The 19,547-nt window shown below is 66.9% G+C and carries 15 protein-coding genes, 1 pseudogene and 1 riboswitch; of the genes and pseudogenes, 5 read left to right on the forward strand and 11 right to left on the reverse strand.

What is annotated here, in order from left to right; all coding sequences use genetic code 11:
- Window positions 1-11 precede the first annotated feature (11 nt).
- Together AC4JJG_RS18685 and AC4JJG_RS18690 are read left to right on the forward strand one after the other, a co-directional pair.
- Window positions 12-1,562, forward strand: coding sequence for a pyridoxal phosphate-dependent decarboxylase family protein (locus tag AC4JJG_RS18685; RefSeq protein WP_495398695.1), 1,551 nt, complete (start codon window positions 12-14; stop codon window positions 1,560-1,562).
- Window positions 1,549-2,877 carry a lysine N(6)-hydroxylase/L-ornithine N(5)-oxygenase family protein gene (locus tag AC4JJG_RS18690; protein ID WP_495398694.1) on the forward strand — a complete coding sequence of 443 codons (1,329 nt, stop codon included), beginning with the start codon at window positions 1,549-1,551 and terminating at the stop codon, window positions 2,875-2,877. The genes AC4JJG_RS18685 and AC4JJG_RS18690 overlap by 14 nt, the downstream gene beginning before the upstream one ends.
- A gap of 203 nt (window positions 2,878-3,080) precedes the next feature.
- Here AC4JJG_RS18690 and AC4JJG_RS18695 read toward each other — a convergent pair whose 3' ends face one another.
- From AC4JJG_RS18695 to AC4JJG_RS18720, 6 genes and pseudogenes are all read right to left on the reverse strand, one after another.
- Window positions 3,081-4,475 (reverse strand): wax ester/triacylglycerol synthase domain-containing protein, encoded by a 1,395-nt coding sequence (locus tag AC4JJG_RS18695; RefSeq protein WP_495398693.1) that lies wholly within the window; start codon window positions 4,473-4,475, stop codon window positions 3,081-3,083.
- Window positions 4,472-4,762: pseudogene (locus tag AC4JJG_RS18700) on the reverse strand (acyl carrier protein); the annotation flags it as partial. The gene AC4JJG_RS18695 and the pseudogene AC4JJG_RS18700, both read right to left, overlap by 4 nt.
- A gap of 21 nt (window positions 4,763-4,783) precedes the next feature.
- The gene (locus AC4JJG_RS18705; RefSeq protein ID WP_495398692.1) at window positions 4,784-5,608 is read right to left on the reverse strand and encodes an ABC transporter permease; all 825 of its coding nucleotides are present in this window, start codon (window positions 5,606-5,608) and stop codon (window positions 4,784-4,786) included.
- Window positions 5,605-6,426, reverse strand: a complete 822-nt coding sequence (locus tag AC4JJG_RS18710; protein ID WP_495398691.1) for an ABC transporter permease — start codon at window positions 6,424-6,426, stop codon at window positions 5,605-5,607. The genes AC4JJG_RS18705 and AC4JJG_RS18710 overlap by 4 nt, the downstream gene beginning before the upstream one ends.
- Window positions 6,426-7,403 (reverse strand): ATP-binding cassette domain-containing protein, encoded by a 978-nt coding sequence (locus tag AC4JJG_RS18715; protein WP_495398690.1) that lies wholly within the window; start codon window positions 7,401-7,403, stop codon window positions 6,426-6,428. The genes AC4JJG_RS18710 and AC4JJG_RS18715 overlap by 1 nt, the downstream gene beginning before the upstream one ends.
- On the reverse strand, window positions 7,387-8,742 hold the full coding sequence (locus AC4JJG_RS18720; RefSeq protein ID WP_495398689.1) for a salicylate synthase: 1,356 nt from the start codon (window positions 8,740-8,742) through the stop codon (window positions 7,387-7,389). Before AC4JJG_RS18720 ends, AC4JJG_RS18715 begins: the two co-directional genes overlap by 17 nt.
- A 180-nt stretch (window positions 8,743-8,922) precedes the next feature.
- Between AC4JJG_RS18720 and AC4JJG_RS18725 the strand changes: the two genes are divergently transcribed.
- A complete protein-coding gene (locus AC4JJG_RS18725) occupies window positions 8,923-10,602 on the forward strand; it encodes a (2,3-dihydroxybenzoyl)adenylate synthase (protein ID WP_495398688.1) in 1,680 nt (559 codons plus the stop codon).
- Between the two features lie 18 nt (window positions 10,603-10,620).
- Here AC4JJG_RS18725 and AC4JJG_RS18730 read toward each other — a convergent pair whose 3' ends face one another.
- Together AC4JJG_RS18730 and AC4JJG_RS18735 are read right to left on the reverse strand one after the other, a co-directional pair.
- Complete coding sequence (locus tag AC4JJG_RS18730; protein ID WP_495398687.1) at window positions 10,621-11,397, reverse strand: siderophore-interacting protein; 777 nt, start codon at window positions 11,395-11,397, stop codon at window positions 10,621-10,623.
- A 73-nt stretch (window positions 11,398-11,470) separates the two neighbouring features.
- Window positions 11,471-11,818 carry a GNAT family N-acetyltransferase gene (locus tag AC4JJG_RS18735; protein ID WP_495398686.1) on the reverse strand — a complete coding sequence of 116 codons (348 nt, stop codon included), beginning with the start codon at window positions 11,816-11,818 and terminating at the stop codon, window positions 11,471-11,473.
- A gap of 327 nt (window positions 11,819-12,145) precedes the next feature.
- Window positions 12,146-12,260: riboswitch (TPP riboswitch) on the forward strand.
- Between AC4JJG_RS18735 and thiC the strand changes: the two genes are divergently transcribed.
- Window positions 12,252-13,922, forward strand: coding sequence for a phosphomethylpyrimidine synthase ThiC (thiC, locus tag AC4JJG_RS18740; RefSeq protein WP_495398685.1), 1,671 nt, complete (start codon window positions 12,252-12,254; stop codon window positions 13,920-13,922). It overlaps the preceding riboswitch by 9 nt.
- A complete protein-coding gene (gene thiD / locus AC4JJG_RS18745; protein ID WP_495398684.1) occupies window positions 13,919-14,797 on the forward strand; it encodes a bifunctional hydroxymethylpyrimidine kinase/phosphomethylpyrimidine kinase in 879 nt (292 codons plus the stop codon). The genes thiC and thiD overlap by 4 nt, the downstream gene beginning before the upstream one ends.
- A 95-nt stretch (window positions 14,798-14,892) precedes the next feature.
- Here the strand turns inward: thiD and AC4JJG_RS18750 are convergent, their stop codons facing one another.
- The 3 genes from AC4JJG_RS18750 to AC4JJG_RS18760 are packed head-to-tail and all read right to left on the reverse strand — an operon-like array spanning window position 14,893 to window position 19,546.
- Window positions 14,893-16,557: an ABC transporter family substrate-binding protein gene (locus AC4JJG_RS18750; RefSeq protein WP_495398683.1), complete on the reverse strand. Its 1,665-nt coding sequence runs from the start codon at window positions 16,555-16,557 to the stop codon at window positions 14,893-14,895.
- Entirely contained in the window at window positions 16,554-18,638 is a 2,085-nt protein-coding gene (locus tag AC4JJG_RS18755; protein ID WP_495398682.1) for a dipeptide ABC transporter ATP-binding protein, read from the reverse strand. Before AC4JJG_RS18755 ends, AC4JJG_RS18750 begins: the two co-directional genes overlap by 4 nt.
- Window positions 18,635-19,546 carry an ABC transporter permease gene (locus tag AC4JJG_RS18760; protein ID WP_495398681.1) on the reverse strand — a complete coding sequence of 304 codons (912 nt, stop codon included), beginning with the start codon at window positions 19,544-19,546 and terminating at the stop codon, window positions 18,635-18,637. The genes AC4JJG_RS18755 and AC4JJG_RS18760 overlap by 4 nt, the downstream gene beginning before the upstream one ends.
- Window position 19,547 lies beyond the last annotated feature (1 nt).

Below are 19,547 nucleotides of genomic sequence, written 5' to 3' on the forward strand. Positions count from 1 at the left end.
TAAGGATTCCCGTGCATTCACTCGATGGTGGGTCCCCCACCCCTCTCTTCGGTGCCCACACCTCTCGTTTCGCGCGTCCCGGCCGCGGCTGGGCCGATGCCGGACGTGCACTGACACGCACCGCCGACGCACTCGACGGTCACCACGGCGTCCCCCTGCCGCCCGGCGATCCGGCCGCGACCCTGGCCGCGGCGGCCGGTGAACTCGGCCCGGAATGTGTTCCGCAGCACGGCATCGGAGAGGATGCCGCACTCGCCCGGATGGCCGGGCTCGTCACCCGGTACGGACTGGACCTGACGCATCCGCTCACCGCAGCACATCTGCAGCCCCCTCCCCTGACGGTGTCGGTGGCGGCCGACGCACTGGCCAGCGCCACCAACGCGTCGCTGGACACCTACGACTCCGGCCCGGCCACCCTGGCCATCGAACAGTGGACCGTCGCCGCACTCGCGCGCCTCGCCGGACTGCCGGAGACCTCGGGTGGGGTATTCGGTCCGGGAGGCTCCTTCTCGAACCTGCTGGCCCTGCTGATCGCCCGCGACCACACCGCCGCCCGCCACGGCATCGACACCCGGCGGCACGGCGTCGCCGCACTGCACCGGCCGGTGGTGCTGTGCTCCGCCATCGCCCACTTCTCGGTGAATCGCGCCTGCGCCGCACTGGGATTGGGTGAGGACGCAGTCATCCCGGTGGCCGTCGACTCCGACCATCGGATGATTCCCGAGGCGCTGGCCGCCACTCTCGCAGGCCTCGACGGCACGCCGATCGCCATCGTCGCGACCGCGGGTACCACCGACTTCGGCACCGTCGATCCACTCCACGAAATCGCCGACATCGCGGAACGATTCGGCGTGTGGATGCACGTCGACGGCGCCTACGGTTTCGGCAGCCTGTTCTCCGACAAGCTCTCCGGGCTTCTCGACGGAGTCCATCGCGCCGATTCGGTCACGCTGGACCTGCACAAGATCGGCTGGCAACCGGCGGCCGCAAGCGTTCTGTTGCTCGCCGACCGGGAACGCTTCGCATCGCTGAATCGCACTGTGGCCTACCTGAACCCGGAGGACGACGAGGACGCGGGCTTCGGTGGGCTGCTCGGTCAGACCCTGCAGACCACCCGCCGCCCCGACGTACTCAAGGTGGCCACCACCCTGTTCGCCTACGGCCGACGCGGGTTGGGCGAGATGCTCGACTCCTGCCACGAACTCGCACGCCACGCCGAACAGCGGATCGCCACCGAACTCCAACTGGAACTCGTCGCGCCGGTCACCCTGACGACCGTCGTCTTCCGGTACCGCTGCGAAGACCTGGACGCCGTGAACGCGGAACTGCGCCGCCGCCTGATCAGCTCGGGCACCGCGCTGATCGGCCGCACCCAGGTCCGCATCGCAGGCGATGACGAAGCGCGCACCTGTCTCAAACTGACCCTGCTGAATCCGGAGACGACGATCGCCGACATCGACGCGCTCTTCGACGAGTTACTCAGGGCGGCTTTGGAAGTGGAATCGGAGCGAACCGAGAGCACTCGGGACGAGATGGTGAGGGCAAGTCATGACGCACACTGAGAACAGCGACCGGGTCGACATCCTGGCCATCGGCTGCGGGCCGTTCAACCTGAGCCTGGCCGCGATGGCCTCGACGATCGAGGACGCCAACATTCTGGTCGTCGATTCCCGCGAGGAGTTCCGGTGGCATCCCGGCCTGCTCTTCGAGGACGCCAGCCTACAGGTGAGCTTCCTCTCGGATCTGGTCTCGCTGGTGGACCCGACCCATCCGCTGTCCTTCCTCGCCTACCTCGCGGACGTCGACCGGCTGTACCCGTTCCTGGTGCGGGAGAACTTCTTTCCGACCCGCCGGGAGTACGAGGCCTACCTGTTGTGGGCCATCGAGAAGCTCGACTCACTCCGCTTCGGCACCACCGTCGACGAAGTCCGCTGGGACGACGACCGGCAGCGCTTCGACGTCACCGTGACCTCCGCGGCCGGCAGGTCGGTCATCCACGCGGACCACGTCGTGGTGGGCGTCGGCACCGAACCGGCGATACCGTCCGCGCTCTCGACGTCGTCGTCGGCCATCATCCACAGCTCCGACTATCTCCATCGGCAGGACGCGGTGCGCGCGGCCGACTCGGTGACGGTTATCGGTTCCGGTCAGTCGGGCGCCGAGATCGTCATCGATCTGCTCGAGGCCAATCTGCGTGGCGGCCCGGCGGTCCGATGGTGGACGCGCACACGGTGGTTCGCGCCTCTCGACTTCACCAAGCTGTCGCTGGAGATGACCACCCCCGCGTACATGGACTACTTCCACAGCCTGCCGCAGGAGGCGCGCGACGAGGTGCGCGACGGTCATTGGCAGTTCCACAAGGGCGTGTCGTCGGACACCCTGGCCCGGCTGCACGAGCTGCTGTATCACCGCCAGTTGCTGGAGAAGCTGCCCGCGGTGCAGTTGCGCAACGGTGTGACCGTGGAAGGTGTGGACGAACTCGCCGACGGCCGGGTCCGCATCCGAGGCCGGCACAACGACACCGGGACCGCGCTCGCGCACACCGCGGACCTGGTGATCGCCGCCACCGGCTACCGCTATCGTTCGATGGATTTTCTTGCACCACTGAATGATCGGGTGCGGCGGGACGATCATGGACGCCTGGTCGTCGCGAACAATCACGCGGTCGTCGCCGACGACGCCCTCGCCGACCGGCTTTTCGTGGCCAATGCCGAGGAACACAGTCACGGCGTCTCCGCCCCGAATCTCGACATCGGTGCGGTCCGGAACGCGAAGATCCTCAACACCGTGCTGGGTCGCGAGGCCTATCGACTCCCGGGCCACACCGCCTTCACCACCTTCGGTGTGGACGGCGAGGACGACGTCATCGAACTCTGAGAAGAACGAGTCCCGTTCGCTGGTCGAGTAGCGACGAGCGAGCGCAGCGAGCCATCCTGCTGGTCGAGTAGCGACGAGCGAGCGCAGCGAGCCCGACGCGTATCGAGACCACCTGCCACAACAGGGATCTCGATACGCACTCGGCTAGCGCCTCGCGCTACTCGATCACCGGGGCTCCCGGCTCGATTATCGAGAATCGGCGGCTATTCGGCCGCGTCAGCGAGGATCTGCTCGAAGCGTGCGACGAAGTCCGCCGCATATCCCGGCAGCGCCTGCGCATCGGTGACGACGCCGAAGGTGGTGTTGGTGCCGAGGATCAGTGAGGTGACCGAGAAGGAGTAGCCGGCCAGCGGCGACAGCGCGGTGAGTCCGGCGATCTCGGTGCCCAGGACCGCCCGCACCCGCGAGAACCCGGGATTGACACCGATGTGGATGTCCGGGCTCATATGCGCCATCGAGGCGTTCACGATGGCACGCTGGATCGGCCACGGCATCCGCGGCAGATTGTCGGCCGCGGCCAGTGCCAGTTCGGGCCGTTTATCCGCGATCAGCGCCAATTGCTCACGCGCATGCTCGATCTGGCGATCCAGATCGGTGACGTTGCCCGGCAGGTTCAGAAGCGCCACCGAGACCGCGTTGCCGGTGTGGCGGAACGCCGGGTCCAGAGTGACCGGCAGGGTCACCCGGACCACCTCGGACTCCCCCGTGGCCGTCGACGGCGGCAGTGCGCTGAGGGTGGCACCGATGGCCGCGACGATCAGTTCCTGCACCGAGGCGCCATGCTTCTTCGCGGTCCGGCGCAATGTCCGGGTCGATTCGCGGTGCAGGGCGTGTTCCCGGCGGCCCGACCGGGTGAGCCGCGGCCAGCCACGTCCGGACTTCGCGGCCGCGTGCTGGGCGTTGAACGCCGTCTTGGCTTCCTTGAGCGCCTCGGCCTCCACCTCGGCGACACGGAATCGCGGGCTGGTGGCGAAACGTTCGAATTCGGTGAGCTCGTCGGCCGATCCGTCGGCGAGGAGGGCTGCGAATGCGGCGCCCGCGATCCCGTCGGAGATGCTGTGGTGGACGCGGAGCAGCATGAATTGCGCATTCCCGGCGCCGGTTGGATGCGGCCCGCTCACTACGTTCCCGGCGCCGGTTCGATTCGGCCCGCTCACTACGTTCCCGGCGCCGGGCGTGTACAGCGTGATGTGCCAGAACGGTTGTGCCCGTTCCAGATGCGTGCCGAGCAGCACGGAGATCTGCCGGTCGAGATCGGCCGCGTCGGTGTACTCGGCAGCGGTGACGTGCTTGTCGGCATCGATGTGTCCGGCGATCACGACCTCCGGGGATCGCAGGCGGCCGTTCCGGATCCCCATCCGGAACAGGTCGTGCAGCCCCGCGCGCTCACGGACCCGTGCCCGCACCGCCTCGACGGACAGCGGCTCACCGCCACCGGCCAGTTCGAGCACCATCGCCCAGTGCATCGGACGGCTGTCGGTGTCCATGTACAGGTAGGTGAAATCGGGTGGCGCCAGTTCGGTTGGCGCGGTATGCGGCCCGGCGATCACCGCATCCCCGGTAGTACCGGCGTCGGTCGTTGCGGTGGTCTCGGTCATCGGGCGGCACCCTGGGTGTTCGCCCCGAGCTTGGCGCGGATCGCGTTCTCCAGATCGCCGACGGTCGTGCTCTCGTAGATCTCCTTTTCGGTCAATTGAACACCGAGGCGTTCCTCGATGGCCACGACGCCGATGGCGAAGGCGACCGAGTCGAGGCCGAGGTCGTCGATCAGCGACGACGACTCGTCCGCGTCGCCGACGGACAGATCGAGATCCTCCTCGAGGATGCTCGTCAGGGTCTCGTGTACGTGATCGGACATGTGTAACTCCTTATTTTCCACCGTTGTGGGCCGTACTGGTCGGGTGAGTCATCGTCTGCCCTCGGCCGCTCGACGGTATCCGCGCATCGCGGCCGGACCGAAGATCAGGATGAGACCGATGGTCCACGCGAGGGCGATGATCAGTGGGCGGGCGATCGCTCCGCCCTCGGTGAGTCCGCGGATCGCGTCGATCGAGGGGCTCATCGGCTGGTATTCGACGACCGGCTGCAGCCACCCCGGATATTCGGAGGCGGGCGCGAATCCGGTGTTGAAGAACAGCACGAAGATGAACAGGCCACCGAGCAGTTGGACCGCCTGCTTGCCGCTCGTCAGTGTGGCGAGCGCGATCACCGGCACCGCCACTCCGATCGCGAACAGCACCGGTACGACCACCGACAACAGTCCCGCGCCGATGCCGTTGCCGAACCGGAAGCCCATCGGCACCGCCACCGCGAACAGCACGACGGTGCCGACACCGGCCCGAATCGCCTCTGCCAGCAAACGTCCCGCGATGAACCCGGATCGGGGCACCGGCAGTGTCCACATCCGGGACAGCAGACCGCTGTCCCGTTCGGCGATCAACGACAACGCGGCCGAAATGGTCCCGTACAGCGCACCGACGAGTGCGACCAGCGCGGTGTTGCCGTACACACTGTCGCCCGCCCCCATCGAGGTGACGGTCTTGCCGAGCACGAGCTGGAACATGAGCAGCAGGAACACCGGGAAGATGAAGGCCTGCACCAGAATCCCCGGATCGCGGGACCAGGAGCGCAGCAGCGCCCCGGTCTGCACGAGGGTCTGCCGTACCACGCCGACGGTCTGTCGTCGAGGAGCGCCGCGGGTGGCGGTCCGCGCCCCTGTACCGATTGTCATCGCCCCACCTGCTTCCGCCCGGCCAGCAGGACGGCGACGATGCCCGCGGCGAGAAGTCCCACCGACCACCACCCGACGGCGGCGAGCTCGACATCCGCTCCGGTCGATAAACCACGAAGGGCGTCGGCGAAGGCGGACAACGGCTGATTGCGGACCACCGGCTGCGCCCAGTCGGGGAATCCCGTTGCGGGTACCAGCCCGGTGGAGGCCATCACCAGGACGAGCTGGGGAATCATCAGCACGCTCGCCATCCCCGTGGAGTTCCGCGCGAAGGACCCGATGACGTCGGTGAACATGCTCAGCGACAACCCGAAGATCACCACCAGCACGAGGAAAAGAATGGTCTCGGAAACGGATCCGCGAAACCGGAAGCCGAGTACGCCGGCGATCGCGAGACCGCCCGCGGTGGCCAGGAGCATCCGGATCATGACCCAGCCGAGACGCCCCAGCACCGGTGCGACACGCGGAATGGGCAGCGAGGCAAGGCGTTCCCGAACTCCGGCGCGGGCATCGGCGCCCGCGCTCTCGGTGGCGGCGATCGCCGTGAACAGGCCGGCCTGCAGCAGGATCACCGGGGTGAGGAATTGCGCGTAGTCGATGCCAGTTGATTCGAATCGCCGGTGCAGCGGCACGTAGAAGCAGATGAAGAAGGCCACCGGCGACAGCACGGCGAAGATGACGTCTCCGGATCGTGCGGCCGCCCATACCTTCTGGCGTGTCAGTGTGGTGGTCGCAGGCACCAATCCCACCGACCTCCGGCGAGCGGAGGCCGTACCGGGATCCGCCGCCGGCGCCACCTCCATGGTCGCCGACGACATCAGGCGGTGTCCGTCAGTTGCAGGAAGACCTCGTCGAGCGAGGCCTGACGCAATCCGATGTCGACGACCTCCACCCCGGCGGCGTCGAGTCGGGTGATGACCTCCGAGACGGAGGCCATGCCGTCGTGCGCGCGGGTCACGACACGGGGATGGGCGGTGGATTCGTTCGGTCGCTCGATGATCTCCAGATCGTCGAGCAGGCCGAGTACCCTGGGCACGTCATCCCGGGAGATCAGCGTGACCTCGCAGACCGCTGCTCCCACTTGCTGTTTCAGCTGCCCAGGGGTTCCGGCGGCGACTACGGCGCCGCGGTCGAGCATCACGATGTGATCGGCGAGGCGATCCGCCTCCTCCAGATACTGCGTCGTCAGCAGCACCGTGATGCCGGCGTCACGCAGGCCTGCGACGGTGTCCCACACCGCGGCTCGGCTGCGGGGATCGAGGCCGGTGGTCGGTTCGTCGAGGAACAGCACTTCCGGACGGGTCACCAGCGCACTGGCGATGTCGACCCGTCGGCGCATGCCACCGGACAGTTCACCCACGCGGCGGCGCCGGACCTCGCCGAGGTCGAATTCCTCGACGAGTTCGTCGATCCGGTTCGTCAGGGCGCGTCCGCGTATACCGGTGAGACGCCCGAAGAATGCGAGGTTCTCCGTGGCGGTGAGGCCCTCGTCCATCGACGCGTACTGACCGGTGAGCGAGATCAGCTCGCGCACCCGAGCGGCATCGGTGACGACATCCTGTCCGCAGATGCGGGCACGTCCCGACGAGGGACGCTGCAGGGTCGACAGAACGGTAACCGTGGTGGTCTTCCCACTTCCGTTGGGCCCCAACAGTCCCAGTACCTCGCCACGTGCGACCTCGAAGGAGATCCCGCGCAGGGCGTCCACGTCACCGTACGACTTCGCCAGACCCGTCACCTCGATGGTGGGCTCATCGGCACCGGTCCCCCGGGACACCTCAGTTGTCCGATGCATCCGCGGCGGGCACCACGTACGGCGCGACACTGCCCAGCTTCTCGCAGGTTTCCTCGAACTCCCGGTCGGGCCGCGACTCGGCGACGATCCCGGCACCCGCACGCAGCCAGGACCGGTCAGCGGTCGCGTAGATGGTCCGCAGTGCGAGCGTGGCCTCCAGGTCGCCCTCCGACGAGGCCATCAGGATGGCGCCGGAGTAGAGTCCGCGCCGCTCCGGCTCCAGCCGGTAGATCGCCTCCAGCGCAGGGGCTTTCGGGATGCCGGACGCGGTGATCGACGGAAACAGCACACCGAGCGCGCGCCACGGTCCGGCGTCGTCGGCGAGGGTGCCGCGCACGGTGGACGCGAGATGCTGGACGCTGCCGCGTTCGCGGACGACCATGAATTCGGTGACGACCGTGGTGTCGGCACCGGCCACCGACTCGATCTCGTCGAAGCAGGCCCGCACCGACATGGCGTGTTCGGCGATCTCCTTGGAGTCACTGAGCAGGTCGTCGCGGGCCGCCGAATCCTGTTCGCGCGAACGACCGAAGGCACGTGTGCCGGCCAGCGGTTCCGTCAGGACCGTGCCGTCACTGTCCACCGCGACGACCAGTTCCGGACTGAACCCGGCGGCGGTGAGTCCGCCCAGGGAGAGAAGGTACGAGCGCGCGGGACTGTTGGAGGCGCGACCGCGCGCGTAGGTGGCCGGTACGTCGACGGCGAACGGGATGTCCACAGCGCGCGACATGATGACCTTCTGGTAGTCGCCGCGCCGGATCTCGGCCACCGCGGTCGCTACCCGTCCCCGGTAGTCGTCGTGATCGACCGCGACGTCGACGGCGCGCGCCGCATCCGGCTCCGATGCCTGGTCGGCGATATCCTTGAGTGCCTGCGCCGTTTCCGCATCCGCGGATCCGGTGTCGATGCCGGTGCTGTCGACGAATGCCTCGAAGTCCGGAACGATCAGATGCGCGAGGACCGCATCGTCGGCGACCCGGTCGAGCAAGTCATGGTGGGGCGCACAGTAATCGAAGCCGACCCAGCCGTAGATGCGCCACCCGTCCGCGGAACGCGCGCCCAGCGCCGCGGCCAGCGCCTCGGCCGGATCACCGGTCCACGGGGTCGCGGTCCGCTGTCCGTTCTCCTCGACGATCACCTCGTCACGGGTCACGAGGATGCGTGCACGCACACCGGCCGCAAAGGTCCATCGCCGATCCCGTTCGTAGACGACGTATTCACCGAATCGGCCGGACGCCGCCCATGCCGCGCACACCTGAGCGGCGATCGAACCATCCCACGGGCCGGCCACTCCCGGCCCGGTGCGATCATCCGTGTGCGCATCAACGGTCAACGACATGTCACTTCGTTCCTTCGTCTTCGTGCGGCCGTCTCCGTCGGGTATCCCCGCGAGCCGGCCACCTCACCCTCGTTCACGAACATCGGCGAACCCGACCGGTCGCCTACTTAGGACAGCCTAAACTATTCTCCGTCGGACTCAAGCTAAGGCTAACCTAAGCGCCTGTGATTGAATACCGGCATGGCGAGTGACCAGGCGACCCCCTCCGACCCCGGTTCCGATCTCCTGTCCGATCTGAGCACGGGATTCGCACCCCATCCCCCCGAGGCGGCCCAGCGCTACCGGAACGCGGGCCTGTTCCGTGATCGGCAACTCTGGCAGATCCTCGACGCCCAAGCCGATGCCACACCGGACGCCCCGGCCGTCACCGACGCCTCGGTCGACGGACCGCGCTCGCTGACCTATGCCGAACTACGGACCGCCGCATGGCGACGGGCCGCCGGATTCGTCGCCGCCGGACTACGGCCCGGCCGGCGAGTCATCCTGCAACTGAACAACTCCGCGAACTTCGCGATCACCTTTCTGGGCCTGCTCCGCGCCGGCGTGGTCCCCGTGATGACCCTGCCCGCGCACCGAATCTCCGAAATCGCCCATCTGGCGGCGGGTGCCGGGGCCGTCGGTTACATCGGCGAGGACGGCAGGCGCGGCTTCGATTTCCGGGAACTCGCGCGCGAACTCACCGAGCGCGTACCGACCGTCGATTCGGTGTTCATCTCCGGCGATCCCGGACCGTTCGCGCCTCTGCCCGACGCCGATCCGGATACGGTCGAGTTCCCCGAACCGGCGGATCCTGATCTGCCCGTGCTGTTCCTGGTCTCCGGCGGCACCACCGGCCTGCCGAAACTGATCGCCCGCACCCACAACGACTACGAGTTCAATGCCCGCCGTTCCGCGGAGGTGGCCGAACTCGGTTCCGCGGACACCTACCTCGTCGCGTTGCCCGCGGCGCACAACTTTCCGCTGAGCTGCCCGGGCATCCTCGGTACCCTGGGCGTCGGCGGACATCTGGTCTTCACCGACAACCCGAGTCCCGATCACACCTTCGAGCTCATCGAGCAGCACCGGGTCACCGTCACCGCACTGGTCCCGGCGCTGGCCCAACTATGGTGCGCGGCAACCGAATGGGAAGCGGCCGACATCACGTCACTGCGCCTCCTGCAGGTGGGTGGCGCCAAACTCGCCGAACCCGACGCGATCGCACTCGATGCCGCGCTCGGCGACGTCGTGCAGCAGGTCTTCGGCATGGCGGAGGGACTCATCAACTACACCCGTCTCGACGACCCGCGCGATCTCGTCCATGCCGTGCAGGGGGCGCCGATGTCGGAGTTCGACGAGGTGCGCGTGGTCGACGAGAACGGACGCGACGTACCGGCGGGCACCGAGGGCGAACTGCTCACCCGCGGCCCCTGCACCATCCGCGGGTATTACCGCGCCGACGAACACAACGCCCGCTCGTTCACCCCGGACGGCTATTACCGCTCCGGCGACAAGGTGCGCCTGATGCCGTCCGGCCACCTCGCCGTGACCGGACGGATCAAGGACACCATCGTCCGCGCGGGTGAGAACGTCGCCGCCGACGACGTCGAGGAGAACCTGCTCGCACATCCGTCCATCTGGCAGGCCGCCGTGGTCGGGCTACCGGATGACTCGCTGGGCGAAAAGATCTGCGCGGCAGTGGTTCTCTCCCTGGATGCACCGCGCGAAGCGCCGCTCGAACTGTCCACCGTCCGGGGGTTCCTGCTGGATCGGGGGCTCGCGGCGTTCAAGGCGCCGGACTCGCTGGCGATCGTGTCCCGGCTGCCGGTCACCCCGGTCGGCAAGATCGACAAGGCCCGCCTGCGCGACGAACTCCTCGCCTGAGGAACACGCGGTCGGCACTCAGGCGTACGGCTTGCCCTCGACCCAGTAGGCCATCGACTTCACCGATTTGCGGGAGATCCCGTAGTCGTTCTTGAAGATGCCGGCGACGGCCCGTGTACTCGCGGATTCCAGTGCCACCCAACCGAAATAGCCGCTCGCCGGGAAGGCAGCGGCACGCACCGCGTCGACGATGGCCGTGCCGTCGCTGCGCGGAATCCAGTGCACGGTCTGCCCGTCACGCAGGCGTAGCGGCAGCTCGGTGTCCCGCTCGTGTTGATACTCGAACCAGATCGTCACCGGCACATCGGGATTCGGAAGTTCCGCGATGGCGTCGAGCAGCGAGTTGATCGCCGCCAGCGACGCGGTGTCCCCCGCGAGCAACCAGCCCTGTGCGGCCGGTTCGGGAAACTCGAACTTCGATCCCATGAGGGTGGCGGCCACGGTGTCACCGGGCTGCGCCCGCCCGGCCCAGTCGGCGGCCGTGCCCTCGTGGACGGCGAACTCGATGGCGAAGGAGTCCGTCGCCGGGTCCGGGTCCACGAGTGTGTAGCCACGCTGATGCAGCTTGCCGTCGGCCTCGAACCACAGACGCATCCACATCGTCGGATGCACCGACTTCTCCCTGAGCACGCCACCGCCGGTGAAGCCAAGGCGCAGGTACTCGTCGGTGACACGCTCGGTCGAGGTCACGGTCAGTTCGTAGTCGTCGCCACCGAGCAACTTGAGCATCGCACCCTGCCACCCGCGGCCCGGCGCCTTGCTCCCGGCAGCGACCTGCTGCACATCCTTGGACATTCGGTTACCCCTTTCCCGAGTGCCGACCGCATGACGACACACTGAGTTGAGGGTAGCCTAACCTCACGCGCGTCTACGCCGGGGCGACCGCCACGACGCCGGGATGCGCATCGAGGTAGCTCTTCGTGAACGTGCAGACCGGACGCAGGCGCGCACCCTGTTCGCGCACATAGTTGATCGCACCGCAGGTCAGCCGGGTGCCGAGACCGTGTCCGGTGTATTCGTCGTACAACACGGTGTGCAGGACGGTGACGGTCTTCCGTCCGTCGACGACCTCGGTGTTGTACCCGAGCACACCGACCAGGTCGCCGGCCACCCAGAGTTCGAACCGCTCGCGCTCCGTGTTGTGCACGACCTGCGAGATCTGCTGCAGGATCGACCGCGCAGATTGCGGCGGCCGACTGCGATGCTTCTTCTGCACGTATCCCTCCCCGAGGCTCATCCGTCGATCGGTCGTTGTCCGGCTCCACCCCAGCCGACAGCGACACGGATACAGCCTTATGTGATTCCGGTCACACCCTATCGTACGCAAGGTCCGCGACGTGGGATGTCACCGACAAAGAATTCACGAAAAGTGTCTCCTTTTATAGGAACTGAAAACCGACATAACCGGCGACGCGGCGGAATCCGCGGTCACTCGTATGTCCGACATCCGGGCCGGGACACCCCGGGCGGCGTCCCGGCGGTACCAGTACGGTGGGACGTGACCGGCAGCCCGGAGGCACATCCGACGGGCGCGGCGACACAACTCAACCAACGCGGGGGCTCCCACGATCACCGGGGGCTGAGATGGCGACAGGCGGTCGCCGACCGCCTGAACCTGTCCGGGTAATGCCGGCGTAGGGAGACGCATTATGGGCACACATCTATCCGCGGACTCGGCAACCACCGACGTGCAGTTGACCACCGGTCCCATCGAAGGCAGCACCAAGCACTACCTGCCGGTAGGCGACCTCCGCGTCCCGGTACGGCGGATCGGCCTCACCGACGGCACCCATCTCGATGTCTACGACACGTCGGGGCCGTACACGGATTCCACCGCCGTCATCGATCTCGACGCAGGCCTGCCCGCCACCCGTGACACCTGGCCGCGGCCGGAGCCCCTCGACGGAGCGGCCACCCAGCTCGCCTGGGCACGCGCGGGCATCGTCACCGAGGAGATGCGATTCATCGCGGCCCGCGAAGGCGTGGACGCCGAGGTCGTCCGCACCGAGGTCGCGTCAGGCCGCGCGGTGATTCCGGCGAACCACAGACACCCCGAGTCGGAGCCGATGATCATCGGAAAGGCGTTCGCGGTCAAGGTGAATGCGAATATCGGCAACTCCGCGGTCACGAGTTCGGTGGCCGAGGAGGTGGAGAAAATGGTGTGGGCGACCCGCTGGGGCGCGGACACCATCATGGACCTCTCCACCGGCAAGGACATCCACCTCACACGCGAGTGGATTCTGCGCAATTCGCCGGTCCCGGTCGGGACGGTCCCGATCTATCAGGCGCTGGAGAAGGTCAACGGTGATCCCACCAAGCTGACCTGGGAGATCTACCGCGACACCGTAATCGAGCAGGCCGAACAGGGCGTCGACTACATGACCGTGCATGCGGGCGTCCTGCTCCGGTATGTCCCGCTCACCGCGCGCAGGGTCACCGGCATCGTGTCGCGAGGCGGTTCCATCATGGCGGCCTGGTGTCTCGCCCATCATCAGGAATCCTTCCTGTACACGCATTTCGACGAACTGTGCGAGATATTCGCGCGCTACGACATCACCTTCTCGCTCGGCGACGGGCTGCGGCCGGGCTCCATCGCCGACGCCAATGACGAGGCGCAATTCGCCGAACTGCGCACGCTCGGCGAGCTCACCCGGATCGCGAAATCCCATGGTGTACAGGTGATGATCGAAGGACCCGGCCACGTCCCGATGCACAAGATCGCGGAGAACGTCCGACTGGAGGAGGAGTGGTGCGAGGAGGCACCCTTTTACACTCTCGGACCGCTGGCCACCGACATCGCACCGGCCTACGATCACATCACCTCCGCGATCGGTGCGGCGATGATCGCGCAGGCCGGAACCGCGATGCTCTGCTACGTGACCCCGAAGGAGCATCTCGGCCTGCCGAACCGCGACGATGTGAAGGTCGGTGTCATCACCTACAAGATCGCCGCGCATTCCGCCGACCTGGCAAAGGGACATCCGCGAGCCCAGGAACGCGACGACGCATTGTCCAAGGCGCGCTTCGAGTTCCGGTGGAACGATCAGTTCAACCTCTCCCTGGACCCGGATACCGCACGCGAGTATCACGACGAGACGATGCCGGCCGAACCCGCGAAGACCGCACATTTCTGCTCGATGTGCGGACCGAAGTTCTGCTCGATGCGCATCTCCGCGGATGTCCGCACGTACGCGGAGGAGAACGGCTTGGTGACCGCCGAGGACATCGACGCGAAGATCGACGCCGAGATGGCCGCCAAATCGGCCGAATTCGCCGAATCGGGCAACCGCGTGTATCTCCCGGTCGAGTCCGCGCGGTGACCGAGTCCGTCGGGGGCCCGCCCCTGCTGCCGGCACCGGAGGCGGGCGCCACACCTGTACGGGTGCTGACGATCGCCGGCTCCGACTCCGGCGGCGGGGCGGGAATTCAGGCCGACATGCGCACGTTCGCGATGCTCGGCCTGCACGGCTGCGTGGCCGTGACTGCCGTGACGGTCCAGAATTCGGTGGGGGTCAGTGGTTTTCAGGAGATCACCCCGAAGACGGTCGCGGCCCAGATTCGCGCGGTCGTCGACGACATCGGCGTATCCGCGGTCAAGACCGGCATGCTGGCGTCGGCACCGATCATCGATGCCGTCGTGGACACCTGCCGGGAACTGGGCATCGGGGGCGACGGTCCGATTCCACTCGTCGTCGATCCGGTCTGCGCCTCCATGCACGGCGATCAACTGCTCGCCGATTCCGCCCTGGACACCCTGCGCACCAGGCTGATCCCCATCGCCTCGATGGTCACGCCGAATCTCGACGAGGTGCGGCTGATCACCGACGTCACGGTCGTCGACGAACAGACGCAGCGTGCCGCCGCACGAGCGCTGCATGCCCTCGGCGCACGGTGGGCGCTGGTCAAGGGTGGGCATCTCCGGGCCAGCACGCAGAGCCCCGACCTGCTCTACGACGGAATCGAGTTCCGCGGGTTCGATCATGAGCGCATCGACACCCCACACGATCACGGCGCAGGTGACACGCTGGCTGCGGCATCGGTATGCGCTCTCGCACATGGGTTTCCGATGCCGGACGCCGTGCGATTCGCCAAGCAGTGGGTGACGTGCGGATTACAGGCCGCCTACCCGCTGGGCGCCGGCCATGGCCCGGTCAACCCGCTGTGGCGCCTCCGCGTACCGACGGCGATCGAGTAGCCGGTCAGGACCGGGTCTCGATACGCGGCGGGCTCGCTACGCTCGCACGCCACTACTCGACAAACAGCAACCGCGAGCCCCTCCACGTATCGAGATCACTTCTGCCAGCCGATGTCCTCGACGGGTCCCACGAAGAACTGCCCCGCACCGTAATTGGCGAGACCGCGTTTCACCGCGATCATCGCGGGACCGTTGAACAGCGGCAGGTTGGAGAACTGCCGGAAGGCACGTCGCTCGACGTCATTGCCCGCGGCGATCTGGGCCTGCTCGTCGGCGATCGTGCCGACCTTCCGTATCTCGGCGTCCAGTTCCGGTGTGCCGGCGCCGGTCCGGTTGAGTTGGCTTCCGGAACACCATGTCTGGCACAAATACGCCATCCCGAAGGGATCGGTCGACGAGAATCCCATCAGGAACAGGTCGAACTCCTTGTTGATGAACACTTTCGAGAAATCGGCCGACGCCCGCTTACGGACCGTGAGATCAATCCCGACCTTCCTCAGGATGGCCTGCAGGGCGCGACTCAGATTCAGACTGGTCACGTCATCGGAGATGTTCGGGAACTCCAGTACCAGGCGTTGACCATCACGTGTGCGGATTCCGTCGTCGCCGACCCGCCAGCCGGCCGCATCGAGCAAGGCTCGTGATCGCTCGGGGTCATACCGCACGGTCCCTGTGATGTTGTCGCGGTAGCCGGGCTGGAAACCGTACATGATCAGCGATCCCGGCAGATCCTCCGTGTAGCCCAGTCCGGTGAATCGGATACGGGCCAGTGTCTCGCGGTCGATGCCGAGCAGCAACGCCTCGCGTACTCGGATGTCGGTGAGCAAAGGTGCCTCGATGTTCAGCAGCAGGAGCCCCTTCTGAGGTGAGGCCGACGTCCGGATATCGATGTCATCCATCGTCAGCACCTGCGCCCGTGTGTCTTTCGAACCGACAGCGGCCGCGTCGAGTTCACCGTTGCGGAACGCGTTCATGGCGGCCTGAGCTTCCATCTGCCGGAACACGCGGCGGTCCAGCTTTCCCGGCTTCCCCCACCACATCGGATTCCGCTCGAAGACCACGGTGCCCGCATTCTTGTCGTAGGAGGCTAGACGGTAGGGCCCGGCTCCCCATTCCGGATGCGGTTGTTGCACATAGCCCTTGTTGAAGGTCTCCGGATCGCTCGCGTTCGGGTTCACCACATCGTTGAACAGCCCGTCGGGCCATGCGTACGTGCCGTGAAAGCGCACCACGGCCTGCCGGTCGTCGACTCCGCGCGATACCGAGTCGATACGGTCGTATCCGTCGGAGGAACCGACCACATACCGGGGATCCGCACCCGAATTGGTGCGCCACGTCGCGACGAAGGATCGATAGTCGATGGGCGTGCCGTCGTTGTACCGCGCCTTCGGGTTGATCGTGTAGGTGATCACCGTGTTGCCGTCCACTACCTCCCGCCGGACGCCGGTCAGGTAATCGGGATTGGCGGAGTAGGTGCCATCGGGTGAGAAATGTGCCAGCGTCGGGTTGTACCACCGCCACAGGAGTCGCGTGTACGCCGAGCCATCGGCCTGGAAAGTGTTCCACTGCGGTGTCACCTCGACGAGCGCCGTGGTGAGACTGCCGCCGTCGCGGATATTCTCCCGCGGTTGTTCGTTGATGTCGGCGCCGGTCGTCGAGACCACCGAATCATCCAGCGCCACACCGCACCCGGTGATCGCCGCCAGCCCCACGACAATCGTCGCAACGAGCACGCCGACGCGGCGTACTGATGATCTCACCGGTTCACCTCCGCGAAATGGCATGCGACATCGTGTGTCGCCTCATCGAGGCCGAGCGCCCGCAGCGCGGGAGCCTCGGTCCGGCATTTCTGTTGCGATGCCTCGTCCAGTGTGGGGTGCAGGGGGCAGCGCCCGGCGAAGGGACATCCGTCGGGCATATCCGCGGGACTCGGCGGCTCGCCGCGGAGGACGATCGGGGTTCGTTCCCGTTCCACACGCGGATCGGGTACCGGTACGGCCGAGATCAGTGCCCGGGTGTACGGATGCATCGGCGCCCCGAAAACCGTTTCCACCGTGCCCACTTCGACGAACTCACCGAGATACATCACCGCGACCCGGTCGGCGACATGGCGGATCACCGACAGATCGTGTGCCACCACGAGATAGGCGGCGTCGGTCGTCTGCTGAAGATCGCGGATCAGATTGACGATCTCCGCCTGCACCGACACATCGAGTGCGGACAGCGGTTCGTCGAGAACGATCAGTGCCGGGTCGAGTGCGAGAGCACGAGCGATCGCGAGCCGTTGGCGCTGGCCTCCGGAGAACGCGACGGGGAACCGGTCCGACTGTGCCGGATCGAGGCCGACGCGCCGCATCAGATCCGCCACCCGCTCCTCGGTGTCGGCACGCGACATCCCGGTGACACGTAGGGGTTCCGCGATGACGTCGAACGCCGTCAATCGTGGATCGAGTGCCTGCGCCGGATCCTGGAAGACGATCGAGACGTCGCGGCGCAGTCGGCGCACCGACCGGCGGCCGAGTGTCGCCGGGTCCACGCCACCGATGCGCACCACCCCGGCCGGCTGCGCGAAATCCATCACCTCCAGCAGGGTGGTGGATTTGCCACTGCCGGATTCGCCCACGATGGCCAGGGTTTCGCCGCGCCGGATGTCGAAGCTGATGCCGTTGACGGCACGCACCGTGCCGACGCGGCGTTTGAGAAAACCACTGGTGAGGGGGAATTCCCGGCGCATGTCACGGATCTCGAGAGCAGCCGCTTCCTCGCGGGTGCGCACGGCGACGTCCCGTCGTCCCGGCGGCGGCACCGGGAACACCGGTGCGCCGTCGATCCGGCCGTCCTCGATCGAATCCACGCGTACACAGGCGACGCGGTGCCCACCGGCATCGGAGTCGACCACTTCGCGCAATTCCGGCTCACCGGAACGGCATTCGTCGGTGGCGATGGGACAGCGGGGCGCGAACTGGCACTGCCCGACCGGATCGATCAGCACCGGGGGCGCTCCCGGTATCGGGATGAGCGCGTCGGTGAGCCGGTCCATGCGCGGTACCGCACCGAGCAAACCGATGGTGTAGGGCATCCGAGGTGCGTGGAACACCGTGTCCACATCGGCTGACTCGACGGTCCGGCCGCCGTACATGACCAGCACGTCGTCCGCGGTCCCCGCGACCACTCCGAGATCGTGGGTGATGAGCAGCATCGCGGCGCCCGTTTCCCGTTGTGCGGCAGCGAGAACGGACAGGATCTGAGCCTGGACCGTGACGTCCAGCGCGGTGGTCGGTTCATCGGCGATGATGACGGCCGGGTCGTTGGCGACGGCCATTGCGATCATCACGCGCTGGCGCATACCGCCGGACAGCTCGTGCGGGAAGGCCGCCGCACGGCGTCTCGGATCGGGGATGCCGACCAGTTCGAGGAGTTCGACGGCCCGGTGCGCCGCTTGCTTCTTGCCGATGCTGCGATGGACGCGCAGCGCCTCGACGATCTGCGCCCCCACCGTGAATACCGGGGTCAGTGACGACATCGGATCCTGGAAGATCATCGCGATGTCGTTGCCACGCACCCTCGACAGGTCGGCGTCCGAGCGCCCGAGCAGGTCGTCGCCGCGCAGCCGCACCGATCCGGAGACCTCGGCGTGATCCGGTAACAGTCCGAGGATCGCCATGGCGGACACCGATTTACCCGAACCGGATTCGCCGACGATGGCGGTCGTGCGACCGGGCACAAGGTCCAGCGACAACCCGCGCACGGCCTCCACCGGCCCGGCCTCGCTACCGAATGTCACCCGCAGATCCCGTACCTCGAGAATGGGTGACCCGCTCGGTGTCGTCGACGTGCTCATAGGCGCGCTCCCGCATTCGACGACGGATCCAGGGCGTCCCGCAAGCCGTCCGCGATCAACGCCATCGACACCGTCAGCAGGGCCAGTGCTCCCGCGGGGAACCAGAACAGCCACGGCGATGCCGCTAGTGCGCCCACCCCGGACTGCAGCAGTGACCCGAGGGACACGTCGGGAATCTGCACACCGAAGCCCAGGAAGCTCAGGCCGGTCTCGGCGAGCACCGTGCCCACCACGCCGAGGGCGAAGTTGATGACGAGCAGGGATGCCATGTTCGGCAGGATGTGCCGGGCGACGATGACCAGCGGCGCTTCTCCGTAATACCGTGCGGCCGTGACATAGTCGCGTTCCTTGATGGACAGCGCCAGGGAATGCACGATGCGTGCGAGCATCATCCAGCCGAAGGCCGTGAGCACTACGATGAGCCATCGCCAGTCGCCCCCGGATCTGTTGGCGACGAGCGCGAGGATCAGGAACGTCGGCACGACGAGCAGCAGGTGGATGACGGCGAGGATCACGCGCTGGACCCATCCACCGAAGTACGCGGCGATGCCACCGACGAAGGCCGCGATCACCGTACTGCCGGCCGCGACGACCAGTGCGATCACCAGTGACCGCTGCAATCCGTGGACCACCTGCGCATACAGATCGTTGCCCGCGTCGTTGGTACCGAACCAATGTCCCGACGAGGGACCGAACCCGATCGCGAGGAAATCGCTGTCGGTATACGAGTACGTGCTGAACAGACCACCGAACACCGCGAATGCGACCAGTCCGGCGAAGATCACCAGACCGGCAACCGCCGGTCTGTTCCGCACGAAACGCGCCGCGATGATCCGGGCGCGTCCGGATCTCCTCCGTGCCACCGGCGACGGCGTATCCGGCTCCAATTCCGTTGGCAATGCCGTCATC

It is taken from the genome of Gordonia sp. B8661-1 (assembly GCF_059427765.1).